The 20156-nt window shown below is 37.6% G+C and carries 19 protein-coding genes; all 19 read right to left on the minus strand.

The window, feature by feature from the left end; genetic code table 11:
• Positions 1 to 18: 18 nt before the first annotated feature.
• Positions 19 to 1167 carry an AI-2E family transporter gene (locus HMPREF0877_RS05940; protein WP_002828381.1) on the minus strand — a complete coding sequence of 383 codons (1149 nt, stop codon included), beginning with the start codon at positions 1165 to 1167 and terminating at the stop codon, positions 19 to 21.
• 130 nt (positions 1168 to 1297) lie between these two features.
• Positions 1298 to 2323, minus strand: a complete 1026-nt coding sequence (locus tag HMPREF0877_RS05945) for a lactonase family protein (protein ID WP_002828382.1) — start codon at positions 2321 to 2323, stop codon at positions 1298 to 1300.
• Positions 2324 to 2413: 90 nt separating this feature from the next.
• Positions 2414 to 3364, minus strand: a complete 951-nt coding sequence (locus HMPREF0877_RS05950; RefSeq protein ID WP_040760797.1) for a TerC family protein — start codon at positions 3362 to 3364, stop codon at positions 2414 to 2416.
• A gap of 214 nt (positions 3365 to 3578) precedes the next feature.
• Positions 3579 to 5663 (minus strand): glycine--tRNA ligase subunit beta, encoded by a 2085-nt coding sequence (glyS, locus tag HMPREF0877_RS05955; RefSeq protein WP_040760799.1) that lies wholly within the window; start codon positions 5661 to 5663, stop codon positions 3579 to 3581.
• Between the two features lies 1 nt (position 5664).
• Positions 5665 to 6591: a glycine--tRNA ligase subunit alpha gene (gene glyQ / locus HMPREF0877_RS05960; protein WP_002828385.1), complete on the minus strand. Its 927-nt coding sequence runs from the start codon at positions 6589 to 6591 to the stop codon at positions 5665 to 5667.
• A 298-nt stretch (positions 6592 to 6889) separates the two neighbouring features.
• Positions 6890 to 7681: a DNA repair protein RecO gene (gene recO / locus HMPREF0877_RS05965; protein WP_002828386.1), complete on the minus strand. Its 792-nt coding sequence runs from the start codon at positions 7679 to 7681 to the stop codon at positions 6890 to 6892.
• Positions 7682 to 7741: 60 nt separating this feature from the next.
• The gene (gene era, locus HMPREF0877_RS05970; protein ID WP_002828387.1) at positions 7742 to 8650 is read right to left on the minus strand and encodes a GTPase Era; all 909 of its coding nucleotides are present in this window, start codon (positions 8648 to 8650) and stop codon (positions 7742 to 7744) included.
• 27 nt (positions 8651 to 8677) lie between these two features.
• On the minus strand, positions 8678 to 9103 hold the full coding sequence (locus HMPREF0877_RS05975; RefSeq protein ID WP_002828388.1) for a diacylglycerol kinase family protein: 426 nt from the start codon (positions 9101 to 9103) through the stop codon (positions 8678 to 8680).
• Positions 9087 to 9569: an rRNA maturation RNase YbeY gene (gene ybeY, locus HMPREF0877_RS05980; protein ID WP_002828389.1), complete on the minus strand. Its 483-nt coding sequence runs from the start codon at positions 9567 to 9569 to the stop codon at positions 9087 to 9089. The genes HMPREF0877_RS05975 and ybeY overlap by 17 nt, the downstream gene beginning before the upstream one ends.
• Before the next feature lie 2 nt (positions 9570 to 9571).
• Positions 9572 to 10555, minus strand: a complete 984-nt coding sequence (locus HMPREF0877_RS05985) for a PhoH family protein (protein WP_002828390.1) — start codon at positions 10553 to 10555, stop codon at positions 9572 to 9574.
• A gap of 88 nt (positions 10556 to 10643) precedes the next feature.
• Entirely contained in the window at positions 10644 to 11084 is a 441-nt protein-coding gene (locus tag HMPREF0877_RS05990) for a GatB/YqeY domain-containing protein (RefSeq protein WP_002828391.1), read from the minus strand.
• A 73-nt stretch (positions 11085 to 11157) separates the two neighbouring features.
• Positions 11158 to 11343, minus strand: a complete 186-nt coding sequence (gene rpsU, locus HMPREF0877_RS05995; protein WP_002828392.1) for a 30S ribosomal protein S21 — start codon at positions 11341 to 11343, stop codon at positions 11158 to 11160.
• Positions 11344 to 11468: 125 nt separating this feature from the next.
• Positions 11469 to 12350 (minus strand): YitT family protein, encoded by an 882-nt coding sequence (locus HMPREF0877_RS06000; RefSeq protein WP_040760806.1) that lies wholly within the window; start codon positions 12348 to 12350, stop codon positions 11469 to 11471.
• Between the two features lie 253 nt (positions 12351 to 12603).
• On the minus strand, positions 12604 to 14409 hold the full coding sequence (gene aspS, locus HMPREF0877_RS06005) for an aspartate--tRNA ligase (RefSeq protein ID WP_002828395.1): 1806 nt from the start codon (positions 14407 to 14409) through the stop codon (positions 12604 to 12606).
• A gap of 6 nt (positions 14410 to 14415) precedes the next feature.
• Positions 14416 to 15723 (minus strand): histidine--tRNA ligase, encoded by a 1308-nt coding sequence (gene hisS, locus HMPREF0877_RS06010; protein WP_002828396.1) that lies wholly within the window; start codon positions 15721 to 15723, stop codon positions 14416 to 14418.
• A gap of 290 nt (positions 15724 to 16013) precedes the next feature.
• A complete protein-coding gene (locus HMPREF0877_RS06015) occupies positions 16014 to 16898 on the minus strand; it encodes an N-acetylmuramoyl-L-alanine amidase family protein (RefSeq protein ID WP_002828397.1) in 885 nt (294 codons plus the stop codon).
• A 242-nt stretch (positions 16899 to 17140) separates the two neighbouring features.
• Complete coding sequence (locus HMPREF0877_RS06020; RefSeq protein ID WP_002828398.1) at positions 17141 to 17581, minus strand: nucleoside 2-deoxyribosyltransferase; 441 nt, start codon at positions 17579 to 17581, stop codon at positions 17141 to 17143.
• A 129-nt stretch (positions 17582 to 17710) separates the two neighbouring features.
• Complete coding sequence (locus HMPREF0877_RS06025) at positions 17711 to 18877, minus strand: hydroxymethylglutaryl-CoA synthase (protein WP_002828399.1); 1167 nt, start codon at positions 18875 to 18877, stop codon at positions 17711 to 17713.
• On the minus strand, positions 18874 to 20088 hold the full coding sequence (coaBC, locus tag HMPREF0877_RS06030; RefSeq protein WP_002828400.1) for a bifunctional phosphopantothenoylcysteine decarboxylase/phosphopantothenate--cysteine ligase CoaBC: 1215 nt from the start codon (positions 20086 to 20088) through the stop codon (positions 18874 to 18876). Before coaBC ends, HMPREF0877_RS06025 begins: the two co-directional genes overlap by 4 nt.
• Positions 20089 to 20156 lie beyond the last annotated feature (68 nt).

Raw genomic sequence — 20156 nt, forward strand, 5'->3', positions numbered from 1 at the left:
TCAAAATTTATTAATGTCTTAATTCTGATCCGTTTCTTTAAACAAATCCGAACTCGTCTGCCACCAATTATAAAAACGATAAATCAATACCTTTAGAATAGCATACCCAGGTACACCAAAGATAACTCCTAAGATACCAAAAATATTACCCGCAGATAGTAAGACAATCAAAACTGTTACAGGATGAATTTTCATAGAAGATCCTAACAATTTTGGTGAAATAATTCGTCCTTCTAACGTTTGTTCGATCATAAAGACGACTAGCACTGAAATTAGCATTACTGGTGACACAAAAATTCCGACAACAACAGCTGGTACCATCGCTAAAAATGAGCCAAGAAAAGGAATAATATTCAAAATTCCTGCAACAATTGCAATTAACCAACCATATGGTAAGCCAATAATCGTATAACCAATTGCAAACATTATCATGACTGCAAAAGCAACTGAAATCTGTCCTCGAATGTAGTTTGAAATTTGAGTACTAATTTCCTTTAGCATTTCCAAAAATGAGCGACGCGCTTTCACTGGTAAAAACTTCGCAATATATGCCGGCATTTGATGCCCATCTTTAAGCAAATAGAAGAGGACAAACGGAAACGTGATAATTGCAATAACAACGCTAGTTACTGTGCCAACAACTGAAGAAACGCCATGTAATCCCTTTTTAGCATATTCAGCTGAGTAGTCTTTCAACCAAGTTGATATTTCACTATTCGTTGTATTGAACCACTTATTAACCGCATTAAATTGTTTATTAGAGGTGAAATGATTAATCATCGTCACAATTTTATGCCAATATGTTGGCCATTCATTAACCAGGCTAATAATTTGACTACTCATCCAAGGGATAAATACAGCTAATCCCCAAATAATCAGCACTGCCAAGACAATAAATTGTATTGAAATCGTTGCAATTCTTGGAAAGTTAAAGCGTCGTTCAGCCCAGTCAACCATCGGATTTAGTAAGAAATAAAACACACCAGCAATAATTATTGGTGCACCAACTGCACTAAAAAATTCTGCAACCGGATCAAAAATAAAGGCCACCTTATGAATCATGAAGACAATAATTAAGAACAACAAAATCATAAACATGGCGGATACGATTTTATTATCCAGCAACCAGCGGTGAAAAATTGATTGGCCATTTGACTTTTCTTTCATGTGTTTGCTCCTTTACATATAACATTTAAATAAATCAGTCTTTTTATAAAAAAGCCCCCATTTGGATGTTCATACATCTTATGTACATCACCATAAGGGGGTTATCATTCAAGATTGGTAATAAAAACTATTAGACAAACAAAACACGAATTGCTTCTGGCACAGCAAAATCCTTTTGAACCAGACGAAGCTTTCCTGTCTCGCTATCACGTGCATAGACTGAAACATTGTCTGTATTTTGATTAGCCGCAACCAAGAATTTCTCATCTGGACTTAAGGCAAAATCTCTTGGGAAATCTCCTTCAGTCGAAATCCATTGTATATGTTCAACCGTTGCGCCATTTTCTTTAACAGCAAATACTGCAATTGAATTATGGCCGCGATTTGACGTGTAAATAAATCGTCCGTCATTTGAAACATAAATGGCAGCACCACCATTATGTGCATCCCAATCTTCTGGAATCATCAACACAGTTTGTAATAAAGTGAATGAGCCATCTGCATTATACTTTAATACTGATAGTTTTGATGACAATTCTCCTAATAAATAGGCATATTGACCATCAGGACTAAAGCGAATATGACGAGGTCCAAAGCCAGCTTCAGTAGTAAAAGTAGCAACTAATTTTAGTTTTCCTGAATCAGAAACATCAAAAGTCAAGACCTTATCAGCACCCAAATCAACAACGACCACACGATTATCCGGCGTTAAATTGCTAAAATGTACATGTGTGCTTTCTTGCTCAGGACGTGGTCCCTTACCTTCGGATTGATATGAGTCCGTCAATGTCAAATCACCATTTTCGGCGATTGCATATACGTCTAACGTTCCCTTATGATAGTTTCCTGTGTATACTAATTGGCGAGATTCATCGACTGCAACATAGGCAGGTGAAGCCCCTTCACTAAGCACTTCCTGTTGTAATGTTGCATGGTCATCTTTATAATCATAGACAGCAACACCACCTTCACCATTGCCCTTATCAACTGCGTACAATTTATTGGCATTGCTTAAGGCCAAATATGTTGGTGACCCAAGTTCTGCGACAAGGTTGGCATTAGATAGTTGACCTGTTTTTGAATCAAAATCCGCAGCATAAATCCCCTTTGATACACGTTTTGTATAAGTTCCAAATAAAATATGTTCTGTTGCCATTTATTTGCTCACTTTCTTAGTCATATTGTATTTTAAATCGCTTACATTATATCATAATTTGAATATATAATTAACTAACATCGCCGCAGTCTAAAGCCTACGACGTTTTTCTACACGACCAACTATAACTGAAGCAACAATTGCAATAGTTAATAGACTAATAATAATAACTAATGAAAATATATTAGAAATATGCAACGTACTACCCAGTGCTTTCATTCCTTCGTTGAAAATCATTTTTACACCGATGAACGCTAATATACCGGCTAAAGCATACTTAATGTAACGAAACATTGGTAAAATACTTGACAATGCAAAGTACAAAGATCGCAATCCCATAATTGCAAAAACATTTGATGTTACCACAATAAATGTATTTTGCGTTACGGCTAATACTGCTGGAATTGAATCTACAGCAAATAATAGGTCTGTCCCCTCAATGAATAATAGTGCAATTAAAAACTGAGTTGCATAGCGTTTACCATTCTCTTTGACTATAAAATGTGGCTCAATAACATCTTCTTTCATTGGCAAAATTTTCCTTAATAACTTTATCAAACGATTATCATTAAGATCCTGTTGCTCTTCCTTCTCAAAGAGCATTCTAATTCCCGTAATGATTAAGAAAATACCGAACAAATACATTAACCAAACGAAGCGTTCTAACAATGCCGCACCACCAAAAATAAATAGCACACGCATAATCAAAGCACCAAAAACACCCCAAAATAACAATCTATGTTGATATTTTATATCAATATTGAAAAAGCCAAAAACCAATATAAAAATAAATAAATTATCGATGCTTAAGGATTTTTCCAATAAGTAGGCCGTAATAAAGTCTAGAGCATGGCCACTTCCCATTGTCGTCCAAATGATGCCACTAAATATGAATGCTAAAATTATCCAAAAGGCACTCCATAATAATGAAGACCGCATCGTTGGTGCATGATTTCCTCTATGAAAGACTCCCAAATCCAATGCTAGCATGATAATAACAAAGATAAAAAACAAAACCCAATAACCTAAACTTACCTCCATCGATATCTCAACTTTCTTTTGTGGTACTGATAGTGTGACAATGTATACAATACATAATCTATAAAGTATACCTGACGAAACCTTAAACATAATTAAAAAGATTGAGATTACAGTAGATATTATAAATAAAATCCATGAATCAACCAATTTGATGTTGGTAGATTCATGGATTTAAACATGTTACAAATAATGAAATCAATTGTAGCAATAATTTTTAATTTGATTTAACATCAAGCGCCATAAAGTTAGCCACTTTTTCTGCTTCATTAGAAACAATCTGCAAAGTTGCCAAACGGTTTTGTTTGACAGCTTCATCTTCAACCATGACCATTGTTTGATCAAAGTATGCAGCAATTGCCGGTTGCAAACCTAATAATGATGAAACTAAATCATCAGTTGTCAACGACTCATTTACCAATAATGATGTTTCTGAATAGAGTTGTTTCTCAGCATCGTTTTCAAATAATGCTGGATTTACAGTAGCCTCTGTTGGGTTTTTAGAAGTTAGACGCATTACTCGAGTTAGTGATTCCACACCCTCACGGAATGTTTGATCATTACTATGAGCTAACAAAGCATTAGCTGAAGTAAACATTTGTGTGGTATCGGTCAATTTACCAGTTGTCACCGCATTAATGACATCATAACGAATTTTTTCGGTCTGCATCGCTTTGACAACACGATCTGTTAAGAAAGTAATTACATCATTAATGACTGACTTCAAATTATTAGCAGCTTCTTCAGGCAGTCCAAAATGTCCATCATCAGCCAGTACTTCATCAACTAATTCTGAAAGAATGATATCGATTGGCAAATGCCAGTCATTTGCGTGCAAAATATTAACAACGCCAGATGCAGCACGACGTAGTGCATATGGATCATTAGATCCTGATGGCATCATACCACCCGCAAAGAATGACAATAAACTATCTAATTTATCAGCTAATGCTAATACTTTACCAAGCACTGATTCTGGTAGAGCACCATCCGCAGAAATTGGCATATAGTGTTCACGAATAGCTTGCGCAACAGCTGGATCTTCGCCAAATAGTAACGCATACTTTTCACCCATAATTCCCTGCAACTCGTCAAACTCTCCGACCATCCCAGTCATCAAATCAAACTTATATATTTCTGCAGCTCGAGCTAGTTGCATTTGTTGATCTGAAGTTAGTGAAATTTGTTGACCAATAATAGCTGCTAGTGCTTGCGCACGTTTTGTATGATTGGCAACAGAGCCTAACTTTGCATGGAATGATACCACTTGTAACTTATCATTATAGAAATCAATGTCATTCTTTTGGTCTTCATGATAAAAGAATTTTGCATCTTCTAAACGAGCAATTAATACTTTCTCATTTCCAGCAATCACGTTATCTAAGTGCTCGCTGTTTCCATTACGAACAGAAACGAAATAAGGTAATAATGCACCTGAATCATCAATAACATGGAAGAAACGCTGGTGTTCACGCATTGAAGTGATCAAAACCTCTTCCGGAAGATCTAGGTACTCAGAATCAAAACGGCCAACGAAAGCGGTTGGATATTCAACAATGTTATTGACTTCCTCCAATAAATCGGCATCCTTTTCAACATGCCAATTATTTTCAGCTGCAAGTTTATCAATTTGAGAAACAATGTTAGCCTTGCGCACACTGGCATCCGCTTGAACATATACTTTTTCTAGATCATTAACATAATCACTAGCCTGAGCAATATTGATTGATTGACCTAAGAAGCGATGTCCACGTGTTTCACGTCCTGAATCTACGTCGACTACGTTAAATGGCACAACCATATCATCTAATAAGGCAACAATCCAACGAATAGGTCGTACATATTCAAACGTATGGCGCGCCCACTTCATTGTCGTTGTAAAGGTCATACTCATAATAACCTCTTTAAAGCCACTTAACACTTCTATGGCTGGCTTTCCAGCTTCAAATTTTGTGACATAAATATACTCATTGCCTTTGAACTCTTTAAAAGTAATATCATCGGTCGTTACTCCTTGACCACGAGCAAATCCCTGTGCAGCTTTTGAATAATTTCCTTCTTTGTCAAAGGCGGCCTTTTTTGCGGGTCCTTTAACTTCTTGTGTTAAATCATCGGCCTTATCTGCAACCTCTGAAATCAAGATAGCTAAACGACGAGGAGTTGAAAATGGCTTGATATCACCATATTGTAATCGATTCTCCTTCATGAAAGTTGCTGCACGTTCAACCAGTTGGTTAATCGCTGGTGTAACCAAATGTGCTGGCATTTCTTCCAAACCAATTTCTAGTAAAAAGTTTGCCATATTAGTTTTCCTCCTCATCAACTGGTAGATACTTTGTACGCAATGCCTCGTCCTTCAATAGCGGGAATCCAAGCTTTTTGCGCTCATCAATAAATGCACGAGCAACTGAACGAGCCATGTTTCGGATACGTGACAGATACTTTGCACGCTCCGTAACAGAAACCGTTCCCCGAGCATCTAGCAAATTAAATGTATGTGATGATTTCAAAATATAATCATATGCTGGATGAACAAGTCCTTCAGCCAACAATTTCTTAGCTTCTGCTTCGTATTCATTAAAATGACGTAATAACATCTCTGAATCTGACTTTTCAAATGAGTAAACTGAATGCTCGTACTCTGGCTCCTTAAAAATATCACCGTATAATACGCCATTTCCCCATTCCAAATCGTAAACTGTTGGGACATCTTGAATATATGATGCAAGACGCTCCAAACCGTAGGTAATTTCAGATGTCACTGCATCAACTTGAATACCACCTACTTGTTGGAAATATGTAAATTGGGTAACTTCCATACCATCAAGCCATATTTCCCAACCAATACCGGCAGCACCCATTGATGGGTTCTCCCAATTATCTTCAACAAAACGAATATCATGTGCTAAGGGGTCAATACCTAGTGCCTTTAATGAATCCAAATATAACTCTTGGATGTTATCAGGTGATGGCTTCATAACCACTTGGAATTGGTGATGCTGATAAAGACGATTTGGATTATCACCATATCGACCATCGGCAGGTCGACGTGAAGGCTCAACATATGCTGCATGCCATGGCTCCGGACCATTTGCACGTAAAAAGGTATATGGGCTCATGGTACCCGCACCCTTTTCAGTATCATAAGCCTCCATCAACATGGCTCCTTGATCAGCCCAAAACTTTTGTAACGTCAAAATAATATCTTGCACACTCATTTTTGCGCTCATTATGACAAATTCCTTTCTTTTGACTGGATAAAACCATAAAAAAGCCCCACATCAACCATAAAACAATGGTTAATGTAGGGACGATAGTTTCGCGGTTCCACCCTACTTCTAGCATCGAAACACTAGCAGCTTTTTTAATTGAGTTTATTAATTAATAGTGCCCCTTAACCATTGATAGACCACCCTCACATTAACGATGGCTCGCTGAGCTAACAACAAGTTAATTTTTCTATTAATTTCTGTAATCATTACAACTTATAAGTTTAGCACGCCTTACTTACTTGTCAATAAGGATATTTCATGACGTTTGGTCACCATTATGTTTCTCTCGTGGCATCACTCGATTTTGCCAAGATGATAATTGCTGAATGAATGATTTTGATTTTAAATGAATCCCTACTTGATCATCATACAATTTATCCATAACCCGTGCCATTTCTTGTTTTGTCTGTGCTTTTAAACTCAAGGTACCAATCATTTTTAAATCAATCTGCGCTAGCTTTGATAGGATACGTACAGCTTTAGTATCTGCATGTAATCGATGTTCGTCAGCTGACCAATGCTGTTGACACAAAGTACCATTGAACTCTTCGGAAAAATCTAATGGTAAATCACTACGACCACAAATCACACACTTTCCCCAAGTTGGTTGCATACCAAAAACTGGTAATAATTGTATTTCAAAGTAATTTGCAATACCTTGTGGATCAAGACCACTATTTAATTTATTCAGCGCTTCTATTACCAAATCATACCATCTCGGAATCGGTTGATTGTCTACAAAAGCTGCGTCAATTAATCCAAGAATATAGGTCATATATGCATTTAAGACAATATCCGTCATTAAAAAAGATGTATCTTTGGTTGCTTTCACATCGTTGATAAAACTCATTCCCGTTGAATTAATTGTGCCTTCAAATGTTGCTGTACGCAAAGGTTGGATTTCGGCAGAAAATTGATATCTCTGGCTTTTACCATGACGAATATAGAACATTCGTTTACCAGCTTGACGAGTTAACATTTTGACCATCAAATCTTTTTCTTTATGATCACGTTGATACATGACAATTGCATCAAAAACTTCTGTCATTTTATTCACCTACTAAAAAAGAGTGAGACAAACATGTAAGATGTCAAACTCTAATTTTTACTATATATCTGAATCTTCCTTATAACCATATGATTGTAGGGCTTGTGGCTTATCACGCCAACGATCTTCTACCTTTACCCAGGTCTCAAGAAAAATTTTATCTCCAAGTAAACGTTCAATATCCTTACGAGCACGTGTACCAATTTCTTTAATCATTGCGCCACGTTTACCAATAATAATATTCTTTTGACTTGGTCGTTCAACAACAATTGTCGCTTGAACATGCAATCGTTGTTCATCTTCCCGTTCAATCTTATCAATGACTACTGCAACAGAGTGTGGTACCTCTTGACGAGTTAATTCTAAAACTTTTTCACGAATCAATTCACTCATAATAAAGCGTTCTGGATGATCAGTTAATTGATCTGCCGGGTAATACTGTGGTCCAGCCGCCATATGATCCATCGTAAACGCTAATAATTCTGGCACACCCTCACCCGTTAGCGCAGAAATTGGGAAAATTTCTGCAAAGTCCATTTGTGCACTGTAATCAGCAATTTGGTTTAGAACCTCTGCACGATTGATTAGATCAACTTTATTGATAATTAAATAAACAGGCGTATTTGATTCCTTTAAGCGTTTAATAATGAAATCATCACCGACTCCACGCTCTTGATCCGCATTCACCAATAACCAAACCATATCAGACTCACGTAAAGCTGACATAGCTGTTTTCACCATGAAATCTCCAAGTGAGTTGTGAGGCTTATGAATACCTGGCGTGTCCATGAAAATCATTTGACCTTCGTTTGTCGTATAAATCCCCTGAATTTTATTTCGAGTAGTTTGTGCTTTAGGTGACATGATGGCAATTTTTTCACCAATCATTTTATTTAAAAGTGTAGATTTTCCAACATTTGGTCGACCAACCAAGGCAATAAACCCCGATTTAAATTCTTGTTCGCTCATTAAAATTCTCTCTATTTTCTTTGTTTATTATCTAAAAATCATTTGTAGGTTAGGTAGTAAATAAGGTTGAAATATCAATATACCAACGATAATCGCAAAAGCAACTGCCGCTAATACACCACCTGATGCAACATCCTTGGCCACCTTAGCTAGTGGATGATACTTCTCACCAACTATCAAATCAACAATTGCTTCCACAACTGTATTCAAAAATTCAGCACTTATCACCGTAAAGACTGCCACCGATATCCACAACCAATCTGAGCGCCCTAAATCTACATAAATACCAACTATCAGAACAACACAGGCAGCAAATATGTGAAAGCGCATGTTACGTTCACGTACCAACAATTCACCAATTCCAGCAATGGCATGCCCAAAGGCTTGGACAAAATGGGAATTTTTGTGAACTTGGTGAGTCTCTTCAGTTTTTTTATTATCTTTTGAGTCCATAACTATCTAATATTTCACGCTGCAAGTCAAACATGATCTTTTCATCTGCTTCACTTCGCATGTGGTCGTATCCGTTTAAGTGTAAGAATCCATGTACAACCAGAAAACCTAATTCTCGTTCATAAGAGTGTTCGAGATATTCAGCTTGCTCACCAATTTTATCAACCGAAACAATGATATCACCAATATTCTTCGCAATATCATCTGCCATCTCGTCATCTATCAACAATGGTAAGTCATCACCATCATCTTCAATAGCAAAAGAAATCACATCAGTTGCTTTATCTAAGCCCCGATACTCACGATTATATCTCTGAATTTCATCATTATTAACAAAAGTTACCGACATTTCGGTATTTTCAGGCAATGACAAATATTTACCAGCATAATTTAAAACATCATTAACTAATTTTACTTGTTCCTCTGGCACGCCTGGTTTTGATTGATCAATTATTGCTAAATCCATTTTTAATCCTTTTCAACTGTTTGTTTTTTTACATCATATGCTTCATAAGCATTAATAATTGCGCCAACAACTGGATGACGAACAACATCATCAGCATTAAATGTTACAAAAGCGATATGATTGACTTCCGCAAGAACTCTTTGCGCCTGAATTAACCCAGACCGTGTCTTAGTTGGTAAATCTATTTGTGAAATATCACCATTAACTAACATTGTTGACCCAAATCCCAGACGTGTTAAAAACATCTTCATTTGTTGCGGCGTTGTGTTTTGTGCCTCATCTAAAATAATAAAAGCATTGTCCAATGTTCGACCACGCATATAGGCCAATGGCGCAATTTCAATCGTTTCACGTTCCATTAGACGTTCAGTATGTTCTTTACCTAAAATAGCATACAAAGCATCATAGATAGGTCTTAGATAGGGGTCAACTTTTTCTTTCAGATCACCAGGTAGAAATCCAAGACTTTCTCCCGCTTCAACTGCTGGACGTGTGATGATGATGCGTTCAACATCCCCTCGTTTTAATGCCGCAACAGCCATAACAACAGCTAGATATGTTTTACCTGTTCCTGCCGGTCCAATTCCGAAAGTAATATCATTCTGACGAATAGCATGAATATAACGTCGTTGACCATAATTTTTAACTCTTACTGGGCGACCTTTAACATCACGCAAAAGTGTCTCAGTATACATATCTTCAAAATACTCGATTGTACCACGTTCAGCCATATTTATAGCGGATACAATATCAGCAGGACTCACCTTAATACCACGTTTTATCAGCGAAGTTAATGCTGTTACAACTGAATGCGTCGCCTCAACTTTGTCTTCATCACCCTTTATCGTTAATTGATCACCAAAAACCGATAAATTAACTGCTAACCCCTCTTCAATCAATTTTAGCTGACTATCTTGCGGCCCAACTAAACCAATTTCTTGTTCTGCATTTTCAAAATGATAAATTTTTTCAACTTGAGTTGCCAACCGTTAAATCCCTCGCATTTCAAAGTTTTTTGCTTAAGTATAGTATACCGCAATTATCTATGTATCGGGGAGAACCCCGTTTTTGAATTTATAACAATGATTGCACTTTTTGGCTAACTAGCTTACCATCAGCTTTTCCTTTAACTTTTGGCATCAATGCTCCCATTACTTTTCCCATATCAGCTTTGCTAGTTGCACCGACTTCACTAATTGTCGCCTTAACAATCTCTTCAACCTCTGATTCAGATAGCTGCTTAGGCATATATTTGTTTAGAACAGCAATTTGTTGTTGAATACCCTCTGCCAAATCTTCACGGTTAGCTTCTTGATAAGAAGTTAATTCTTCAACACGCTGCTTCATTTCACGTGACAATACTGTCATTTCATCATCAGCCGTTAAATCGTGTCCCAACTTAATTTGCTCATTCGATAATGCTGATTTGACCATACGGATAACACTAAGCGTTTCTTTATCCTTTGCCTTCATTGCTGTTTTCATATCTTCTGTTAATTGTGCTAATAGTCCCATGTCTAACTCCCGTTTTTTCTACATTATACAACAAAACCGGACTATCAACGAGGATAGCCCGGTACGAACCGTTTTACCGGCCCTTCTTGTTCTTACGCTTACGTGCAGCCTCAGCCTTCAACTTACGTTGTACTGATGGCTTGATGTAAAATTCACGCTTACGGTATTCTTGTAGAGTACCGTCCTTTGATACACCACGCTTAAAGCGACGGAGAGCATCATCAAGAGACTCATTCTTACGAACAACAGTCTTTGCCATAATGTTTACCCTCCCTTCACGTGTGAAGATTTCAACTTATATGTATGTAATATATGTCGCACACTTTGTTCTTTACTATTCTACCAAAACAGGCTTTTTTGTCAATGTTTACTTTTAAACATTATTTATAATTTTGGCTCATAGAAACCGCCAAAAATACGATCAATACGCCATAATGAAGCCCATGCCGTTGGATCTACACGATATATCGCCTCGTGGAGTTCAAATTGTTCATACATTGAAATAACTGTAAACAGAATTTCTTTTTTATGATGGTTATAACCACCTTCAGCATGGTGAACGATGGTAATACCACGACGTAATCCCTCTTGAATCTCAGCAATCACTTTTTCTGGTTCCTCTGTGACAATCATCACTTGCATTTTTTGCTGTCTAGTATAGACTAAATCAATCACGCGGGCGTTAACCACTAGTCCAATTGCGGTAAATAAAGCATATTGGATACCAAACATAATGCCAGATGCAACTAAAATAAAGAAATTAAAGGTTAGATTAACTGCCCCCATTTTGGCACCAGTCTTACGTCGAATAAGAATTCCAATAATATCTAATCCACCCGTAGATAAACCATTACGTAAGGCAAATCCAGTTCCAAATCCATTGACTGCCCCACCAAAAATAGCCATTGCTAGTGGATCATCTGTCCACAAATGCGTCGGCTGTTTTATCCAATTCATCGCCATGGCTGCTAATAAGATAGCCACGCCAGTAAAGAATGCAAATCGCTTACCAATTTTACGATAGGCTAAAATGAATAACGGTAAATTAAGCAATATCAGCCAAATACCAACTGGTACTTGGACACCAATCAGTCTAAGTATAAGTGTATTCAATAATTGCGCTAACCCAGTAAATCCTGATGAATAAATGTGCCCGGGTGTCCAAAAGAAGTTCAACGCAACTGCTGATGCCAGGGCATAAACCATGGCACTACCAAAACGACTTGAATATTGATGATGATTAAAATACTGTTCTAACTGCTCCATTTTTCCTGTTCTTTCATAATACGGTGCGATAAGTCTGTTTATGATTTTATCATGTGCTGTGAATTTATCCAAATAATTAAAAATGTTTGTCAAAATAGTTTGAACTTTTAAACAACCTATCAAGAAACTGATAAGTCACCAATCATTATAAATTGGAACAGGGCGTCAATCTACCCATCCGGTAGATTGACGCCCTGTAAATGTGTTCAAAAAACTGAATCCTCACTATAATAACTATTTTATAATCGGACTTTTACTCTTCGGCCATATTTGGTGCCGTTACATCAGCGTAGACTGGTGCCGTCAACTTTAAATCTCCAATAACTTGTGCCTTAGCAACAGGTGTTGGTGCCTCAGTCATTGGTTCTGTAGCCTTTGAATTCTTAGGGAATGCAATCACTTCACGAATATTATCTTGACCCGCTAATAACATTGCCAATCGATCAAGTCCCAAAGCAATACCACCCATTGGTGGGAAACCGTATTCCATTCCTTCCAATAAGAAGCCAAATGCTTCATGAGCTGCTTCTTTTGTAAATCCTAGCGCTGCCAACATTTTTTCTTGAACATCCATTTGATGAATACGGATTGACCCAGATCCTAATTCATACCCATTCAAAACCAAATCATAGGATTGTGCATGTGCTTGATGTGCACCTTCAGTCGTTGCCAACAATGGTAAATCTTCTTCATTTGGCATTGTGAATGGATGATGTGCAGCAATCCAACGATCTTCTTCTGGTTGGTAATCGAATAATGGCCAGTTAACAACCCAAGCAAAAGCCCAATTATTTTCATCGATTAATTCAAGTTCTTGTGCTGTTCGACGGCGAAGAGCGTCCAAAGTTGCTGCGACAACATTTGCATTATCCGCCGCAAACAGTAACAAATCACCAGACTTGGCATTTGTTGTTTCTAGTAAAGCTGCTTCCTTCGCCTTAAGGAACTTTGCAATTGGTCCAGAAACTCCCTCATCACCAACTTTTAGCCAGGCAAGTCCTTTTGCACCAAAGCGGGTCACGTATTGTGCCATCTTATCAATATCTTTACGAGAGTAATGATTTGCACCACCTGGCACAACAATGGCCTTTACCTCGCCACCATTCTTAATTGCATTTGCAAAAACACCAAATTCTGCATCGGCCATCAATGCTGACAAATCTTGAAGCTCCATGCCAAACCGCATATCTGGCTTGTCTGTCCCAAAGCGACGCATTGAATCGGCATAATCAAGAACTGGAATAGTTGCTTTATCCAAATAATAGTTCACAGTTCGCTTCATAATAGCAGCTACCCAATCAGAAACCAAATCCATAATTTCATCTTGGTTCATAAATGACATTTCAACATCTAACTGAGTGAACTCAGGTTGACGATCACCACGTAAATCTTCATCACGAAAGGCCCGTGCAACTTGATAGTAACGATCAAAACCAGCACCCATCAATAATTGCTTAAATAACTGTGGTGACTGTGGTAATGCATAAAACGAACCCGGATAAACACGTGATGGTACCAAATAATCCCGAGCACCTTCAGGAGTAGACTTTGCAAGATATGGTGTTTCGATATCAATAAATCCATTGGCGTCTAAGAATTCATGCGTAGCTGCCGTTATCTTTGAACGAATCCGTAAATTACGTTGCATTTCAGGACGACGTAAATCTAAATAACGATATTTTAAGCGCAATTCATCGGAAACATTAATGTCGTCTTCAATATAAAACGGTGTTGTTTTTGATGCTGATAAAATTTTAGCACTTGTTACATGAACTTCAATTTTACCTGAGTGCAAATGTTCATTAACAGCACCCTCACCACGTGATTTAACATCCCCGACAATTTCGATAACATATTCTGTTCGCATATCTTCAGCGACTTTTAGAGCTTCTTCACCAAATTCATTTGAAAAAGCCAATTGTACAATCCCCTCACGGTCACGTAAGTCAACGAAAATTAAGCCACCTAAATCACGTCGCTTTTGTACCCAGCCTTGGAGCGTTACTGTTTGGTCTAAATATTTTTCATCAATTAGGCCCGCATAATTTGTTCGTTTCATTATCAACTATTCTCCTTCATTCTCAGGTGACTCTACATATTCTGGTAAGTTCGTATATAGCTCAGCAAGTTTAACGGCTGTTTCCTTACCTGTTTGCATATTTTTTAAGTTTGCAGATTGTTCTGCCAATTCACGTTCACCAATCGTAATCATGTAACGTGCATTTAATCGATTGGCCGTCTTAAATTGTGCTTTTAACTTACGATCTTCATAATCCCTGTCCGCACTATAGCCAAACGAACGAATAGCTTGTACCATTTGCATCGCTGCGATGTCAGTATCTTGACCTTGATTAGCCACATAAATATCAAGCTTATTTTCATCTGGTAGCGGTGCATTTTCAGATTCAAGCAATAACATCAGTCGTTCTAGCCCAATTCCAAAACCGACTCCAGCCATCTCTGGCCCACCAAATTCTGATACTAAGCCATTGTAACGACCGCCACCAGTAATTGTTGACCACCCATGGCCCAACGCCTTAGCTTTGGTCATAACCTCGAAAATTGTATGGTTGTAATAATCAAGACCTCGAACAACAGTTGCATCAACTTCATAGTCAATTCCCAAAGCATCTAAATATTGTTGAACTTTCAGCCAGTGTTGTTGTGCATCATCAGATAAATAGTCCAAAATCGATGGCGCATTAGCAACAATTTCTTGATCCTTGGCATCTTTTGAATCCAAAACACGCAATGGATTCTTTTCCAAACGTTCTTGAGAATCATGCGATAACTCTTCAAAATGAGGCTTTAAGAAATCAATCAAAGCTTGACGATAATTTTCGCGAGATTCTTTGTCCCCCAATGAATTCACTTTAACTTTTAAATTGGCAATTCCTAACGTCTGGAAAAAATCAACAGCCATTGCAATAACTTCGGCATCTAGTGCTGGTGACTCTGATCCTAGTGCTTCGACCCCAATTTGATGGAATTGGCGCATCCGCCCTGCTTGTGGCCGCTCATAACGGAACATAGGCCCAATATAAAATAGCTTATATGGCTTTGCATGTTCTGGTCCAAATAATTTATTCTCAACAAACGCCCGTACAACACCAGCTGTTCCTTCAGGACGCAACGCAATATGGCGGTCACCTTTATCCTTAAAGTCATACATTTCTTTTGTTACAACATCTGAGGTATCTCCAGCAGAACGTGCAAAAATATCAAAATTTTCAAAAATTGGTGTACGAACCTCTGCATATTGATAGTCGCTGAATAATAACCTAGCAGTTTCTTCTACATAGTGCCACTTAAGAGACTCATTAGGTAGTAAATCAGCGGTCCCCTTTGGCTTTTGAAATAATTGCTTTGCCATAAAACTTTTCTCCTATTCATTTTCAAAAATAAAAAACACCCCCAACGATATCAAACATCGTCAAGGGTGCTAATCACAACAGCACGGTACCACCTTGTTTTTTGGCTAATAGCCGTAACGTGGCTCTACGCACAAAATTGTGACCTTAAAAGCGTCCCCTCAAAAACAACAACACGGACTTTCACCAATCACCGCTCGCTTTGCTTGTTCTAAATGAGTTTTCTTTCTCATTGGTTTTATTTATTACATCTCATTATCTTATAGTTCTAAAATGCCGTCAAGTAAACATTCTATTGCGCCGTTTTCGTTTGATTCGTTAAATAATTTTGAATACCAATTGGTATCGCCTTAGCAATTTTTTCTTGATATGCCTTTGATTTAATGTATTTAAAATCATGATTAGAATTCATATAACCATTTTCAAGTAAGATTGCTGGCACCGAATTATCACGAATAACTAAGAAATTACCATATTCGACACCTTTATTAAGTAATGGCAATGCTAATTTAGCATTGATACTCTTAGCAAGTGCATAAGAACCATTATCTTTATGGTAGTAGTAAGATGTGTACCCTGTTGCTGTATTTGGATCAGGGGATGAATCAAAGTGAAATGAAATAAACATATCTGCATGATTATCTTCAGCCACTTTTGGTATCTTAGCCAAATAAACAATTTTATCTGTGTTACGCGTCATAATCACCCGGGCGCCTGTCTTACGTAATTGTTTGGCAACTCGTTTCGCTAATTGCAATGTATAAGTTTTTTCATATTTGTTATTCGTTGATAGCGAACCAGCATCAGAACCACCATGACCTGGATCAAGTACGATTGTCGTTTCTGATAAAGGCGTGACTGACTTTAGTGGTTGTTGTCGATGTAATAGCCATCCTGCAACCCAGCCAGTTGATTCATCCTCACGTCGAACTTCATACCAGCCTTCTGACTTTTTTAAAATCTGTAAGTGCTCACCTTTTTTAAGTACTGAAATCGGCGCACTTTCAACACCCTTTTGCTTTCGCAATGTCAAATTAGGTATTTGTACGGTTATTTGCTGTTTATGCAACAACACAACCGTCAATGAGACCGCAGTCCCAAGCATAACAATCACAATTGTTAATGGCACCCAGAATTTCATTAACCAAAGTCGCATTAATTGTACTAACTTTTTCATGATCTGACCTCATATTTTGGTTATATATACCAATTAGTTTACCCTTTTTTATATTAAATAGCGATACAAACAAATAAAAAATGAGGATGCGACAAAAAATAATTTAAAATACTTGATAATGGTATCTGCATCATATAAAAGCTATCTCCGTAATTATTTAATTTTTTTGAGGGATATTTAAAAGCCATCAATCTCCCAGTTTTAAACTGGTCGGATCGACGGCCTTAGCAAGTAAGCTAATATTAAAAGGTCTTACCTGTCCACTTATTCGCAGGTAATTTATCAAAATCATAAGTCGCAATATCTGCAACATCTGTCACGACGGCATGCGCCGGTGCAGACATCATCAAATTAATGGCACCTTCTTTTTCCTTCACTAGGATAACCGGTTTCTTAGTTGCTTCTGAATACCCGATTTCCCATGCAGTACCTGGGTCAACGTGTTCATTATCATAATCGATAACTGCAACAACTACTTCAGCTGGATCCAAATGATCCTTATCACCTTTATAAATCGCTTCAGCCCATTCTGGAGATCCAAATTCAAACTCATCATGCACTTCTGTACGTGGACTAAAAAAATCAGAGACTGTTTGATTCTCTGTTAATGCTTTTTCTAAACGCTCAATACGATCAATTTGTTCATCATCAAAAAATGGACCAGCAAGGTAAACACGCTTCATATAATTATCCTCTTTTATTATTCATTTCACTATATTCTATCGAATAAACAACGAACAATCAATTAAAAATAGTGCATTTTAAGGATAATTTGTGAACAAAAATAGATTTTACCAACATTTTATAAACTTTTAATTGCAAACATACTGACGTTGCTCATTTTTTTGACCATGAAGGGTAAATTTAGCACCATCATCTTTTATATCAATTACACGATCCTCTGGACCACGTAATTGGTTATTAAATATTTTTTCATAATCTGGAATTGATACATATTGCCGATTAGCTAATAATGATTCAATCTGACCAGTTACTAATCCAGAATTAAAATGTGGTTGCAAAGTCAGTGAGTAAAACTCACCTTCTGCACCAGAACCATACGAGAACATACCAATTCGATCACCAGCTTCAAGCGATTGTGAATTTTCCAATAACGAATACAAACTCAAATATAAAGAACCTGTATATAGATTACCAATTCGCTTATTGTAGACACGGCTAGCTTCAAATTCATCTAATAATGCTGCTTGTTGCTCATCATTAGCCTCGGGTAACACGTCACGCAAGGCTTTTAACCCCATTTTCGTAAATGGCAAATGGAACGCTAACGCTTTAAAATCAGAAATATCACGACCAGATTTTTCCTTATAGCGTTGCCAAACTGCTTTGAAAAAATCCTGATAAACATTCGATGAATATTTACCATCCACTCTGGCGGTATCAGCATAAATTGGTCGCCAGAAATCCATGATATCACGTGACAAAAATTGATTATCTTGATTAATTTCAGCAATCATTGGATTAGCAGAAACTAGCATCGCCACAGCACCACCACCTTGAGTTACTTCACCACTGGTTTGTAGTCCATATCGTGCGATATCTGATGCAACCACAAGTACCTTTTCTTTCGGGTGCAATGTGACATAATCTCTCGCTTGCATTAGTGCAAAAGTTCCTGCATAACAAGCTTGCTTCAACTCAATCGTTCGGGCATATGGATTGATTCCCAATAACCGTTGTAAATAAACAGCACCCGACTTTGAATTATCAATTCCTGATTCAGTCGCAAATAAAATCATCGTAATTTCCTTACGATCTGAAGCCGTCAACATTTCATCAGCAGCATTGGCGGCCATTGTCACAACATCCTGTGTTGCAGGAATCACGGCTTGCTCTGTTTGACCAATGCCAATTAAATACTTGTTTGGTTCTTCACCACGTGCATTAGCTAATTCAACCATATCAATATACTGATGTGGTGAAAAGAAACTCATTTTATCAATTCCAATAACTGTCATTTTTCTACCTGTCCATTGATTGCAATACTAATTTTCTTCATAATTTCACGAGCCAACGTGATTTTACTTTGTAAGGGTAACATCTCTGGCTCTTTATCTTTTGTCAAAATTGTGACCTGATTCGTATCATAACCAAACCCAACTTGATCCTTTGATACATCATTTGCGATTAACATATCAGCATTCTTCTTTTTTAACTTATTTTGTGCGTAAGTCATCAGGTTCTGTGTTTCAGCAGCAAAGCCCACCAAATACTGTCCTGTCTTCGCTGAGCCCAACTGAGCCAAAATATCAGGATTTTCAACTAAGGTCAAGTTAAGCTCACCGGAATCTTGTTTTTTTATCTTGTTTTGAGCCGTTTGTGCCATACGGTAATCCGAAACTGCTGCTGCCATAATGATAACGTCTGCATGCGGTAAAGCCGTAAACATTTGTTCTGACAACTCCTGAGCAGATTGTATATGGATAGTCCGTACACCGACTGGGTCCGGTAATTGAGAAGTTGCTGATATTAAGGTAACATCTGCCCCCTGTTCAACTGCTGCACGAGCCAATGCATATCCCATTTTACCGGATGAACGATTTGAAATATAACGTACGGGATCAATTGCTTCCACGGTACCACCCGCAGAGATAACGACATGTCTACCCTTTAATTGACCGTTTTTTTGGTAAAGTGCAAGTTCACTATACGCTAAAATTTCATTTGGTTCAGGTAACCTGCCTTTTCCAGTATATCCTTCTGCTAATAGACCATCCACGGGATCAATAACTATATCACCATCGTCTTTAATTTGTTTTAGATTTCTTTGAATAGCTGGTTGCAAGTACATATTCTCATTCATTGCTGGGACGACAATCAGTGGTGAATGCCTTGCAGCCAAAACCGTACTAGCCGCATCATCAGCCACGCCATTCGCTATTTTAGCAATAATGTTTGCGGTCGCTGGGACAACAAAAAAATAATCTGCCCAATCAGCAAGCGTTATATGATCAATTGATTCTCCAGTCTTCTCCGCAAATAAATCAGTCAGAACTGGTTGATTCGTTAGTACAGCCATCGTCTTCGCTGTAATAAATTCTGTTGCGGCAGACGTCATGACAACTTTAACATTCGCATCCATCTTTATTAATAACCGGGCAAATATTGCTGCTTTATATGCTGCAACACCACCACTAATGACTAATACAATGTTTTTTTTTGAAAACATATGCTGTTCTCCTTAGTTTAAAAAATCCAGATATAATTAGTTTACCATGAACGACAAGACTTAAATTA

The sequence above is a fragment of the Weissella paramesenteroides ATCC 33313 genome (assembly GCF_000160575.1).
GTDB lineage: Bacteria > Bacillota > Bacilli > Lactobacillales > Lactobacillaceae > Weissella > Weissella paramesenteroides.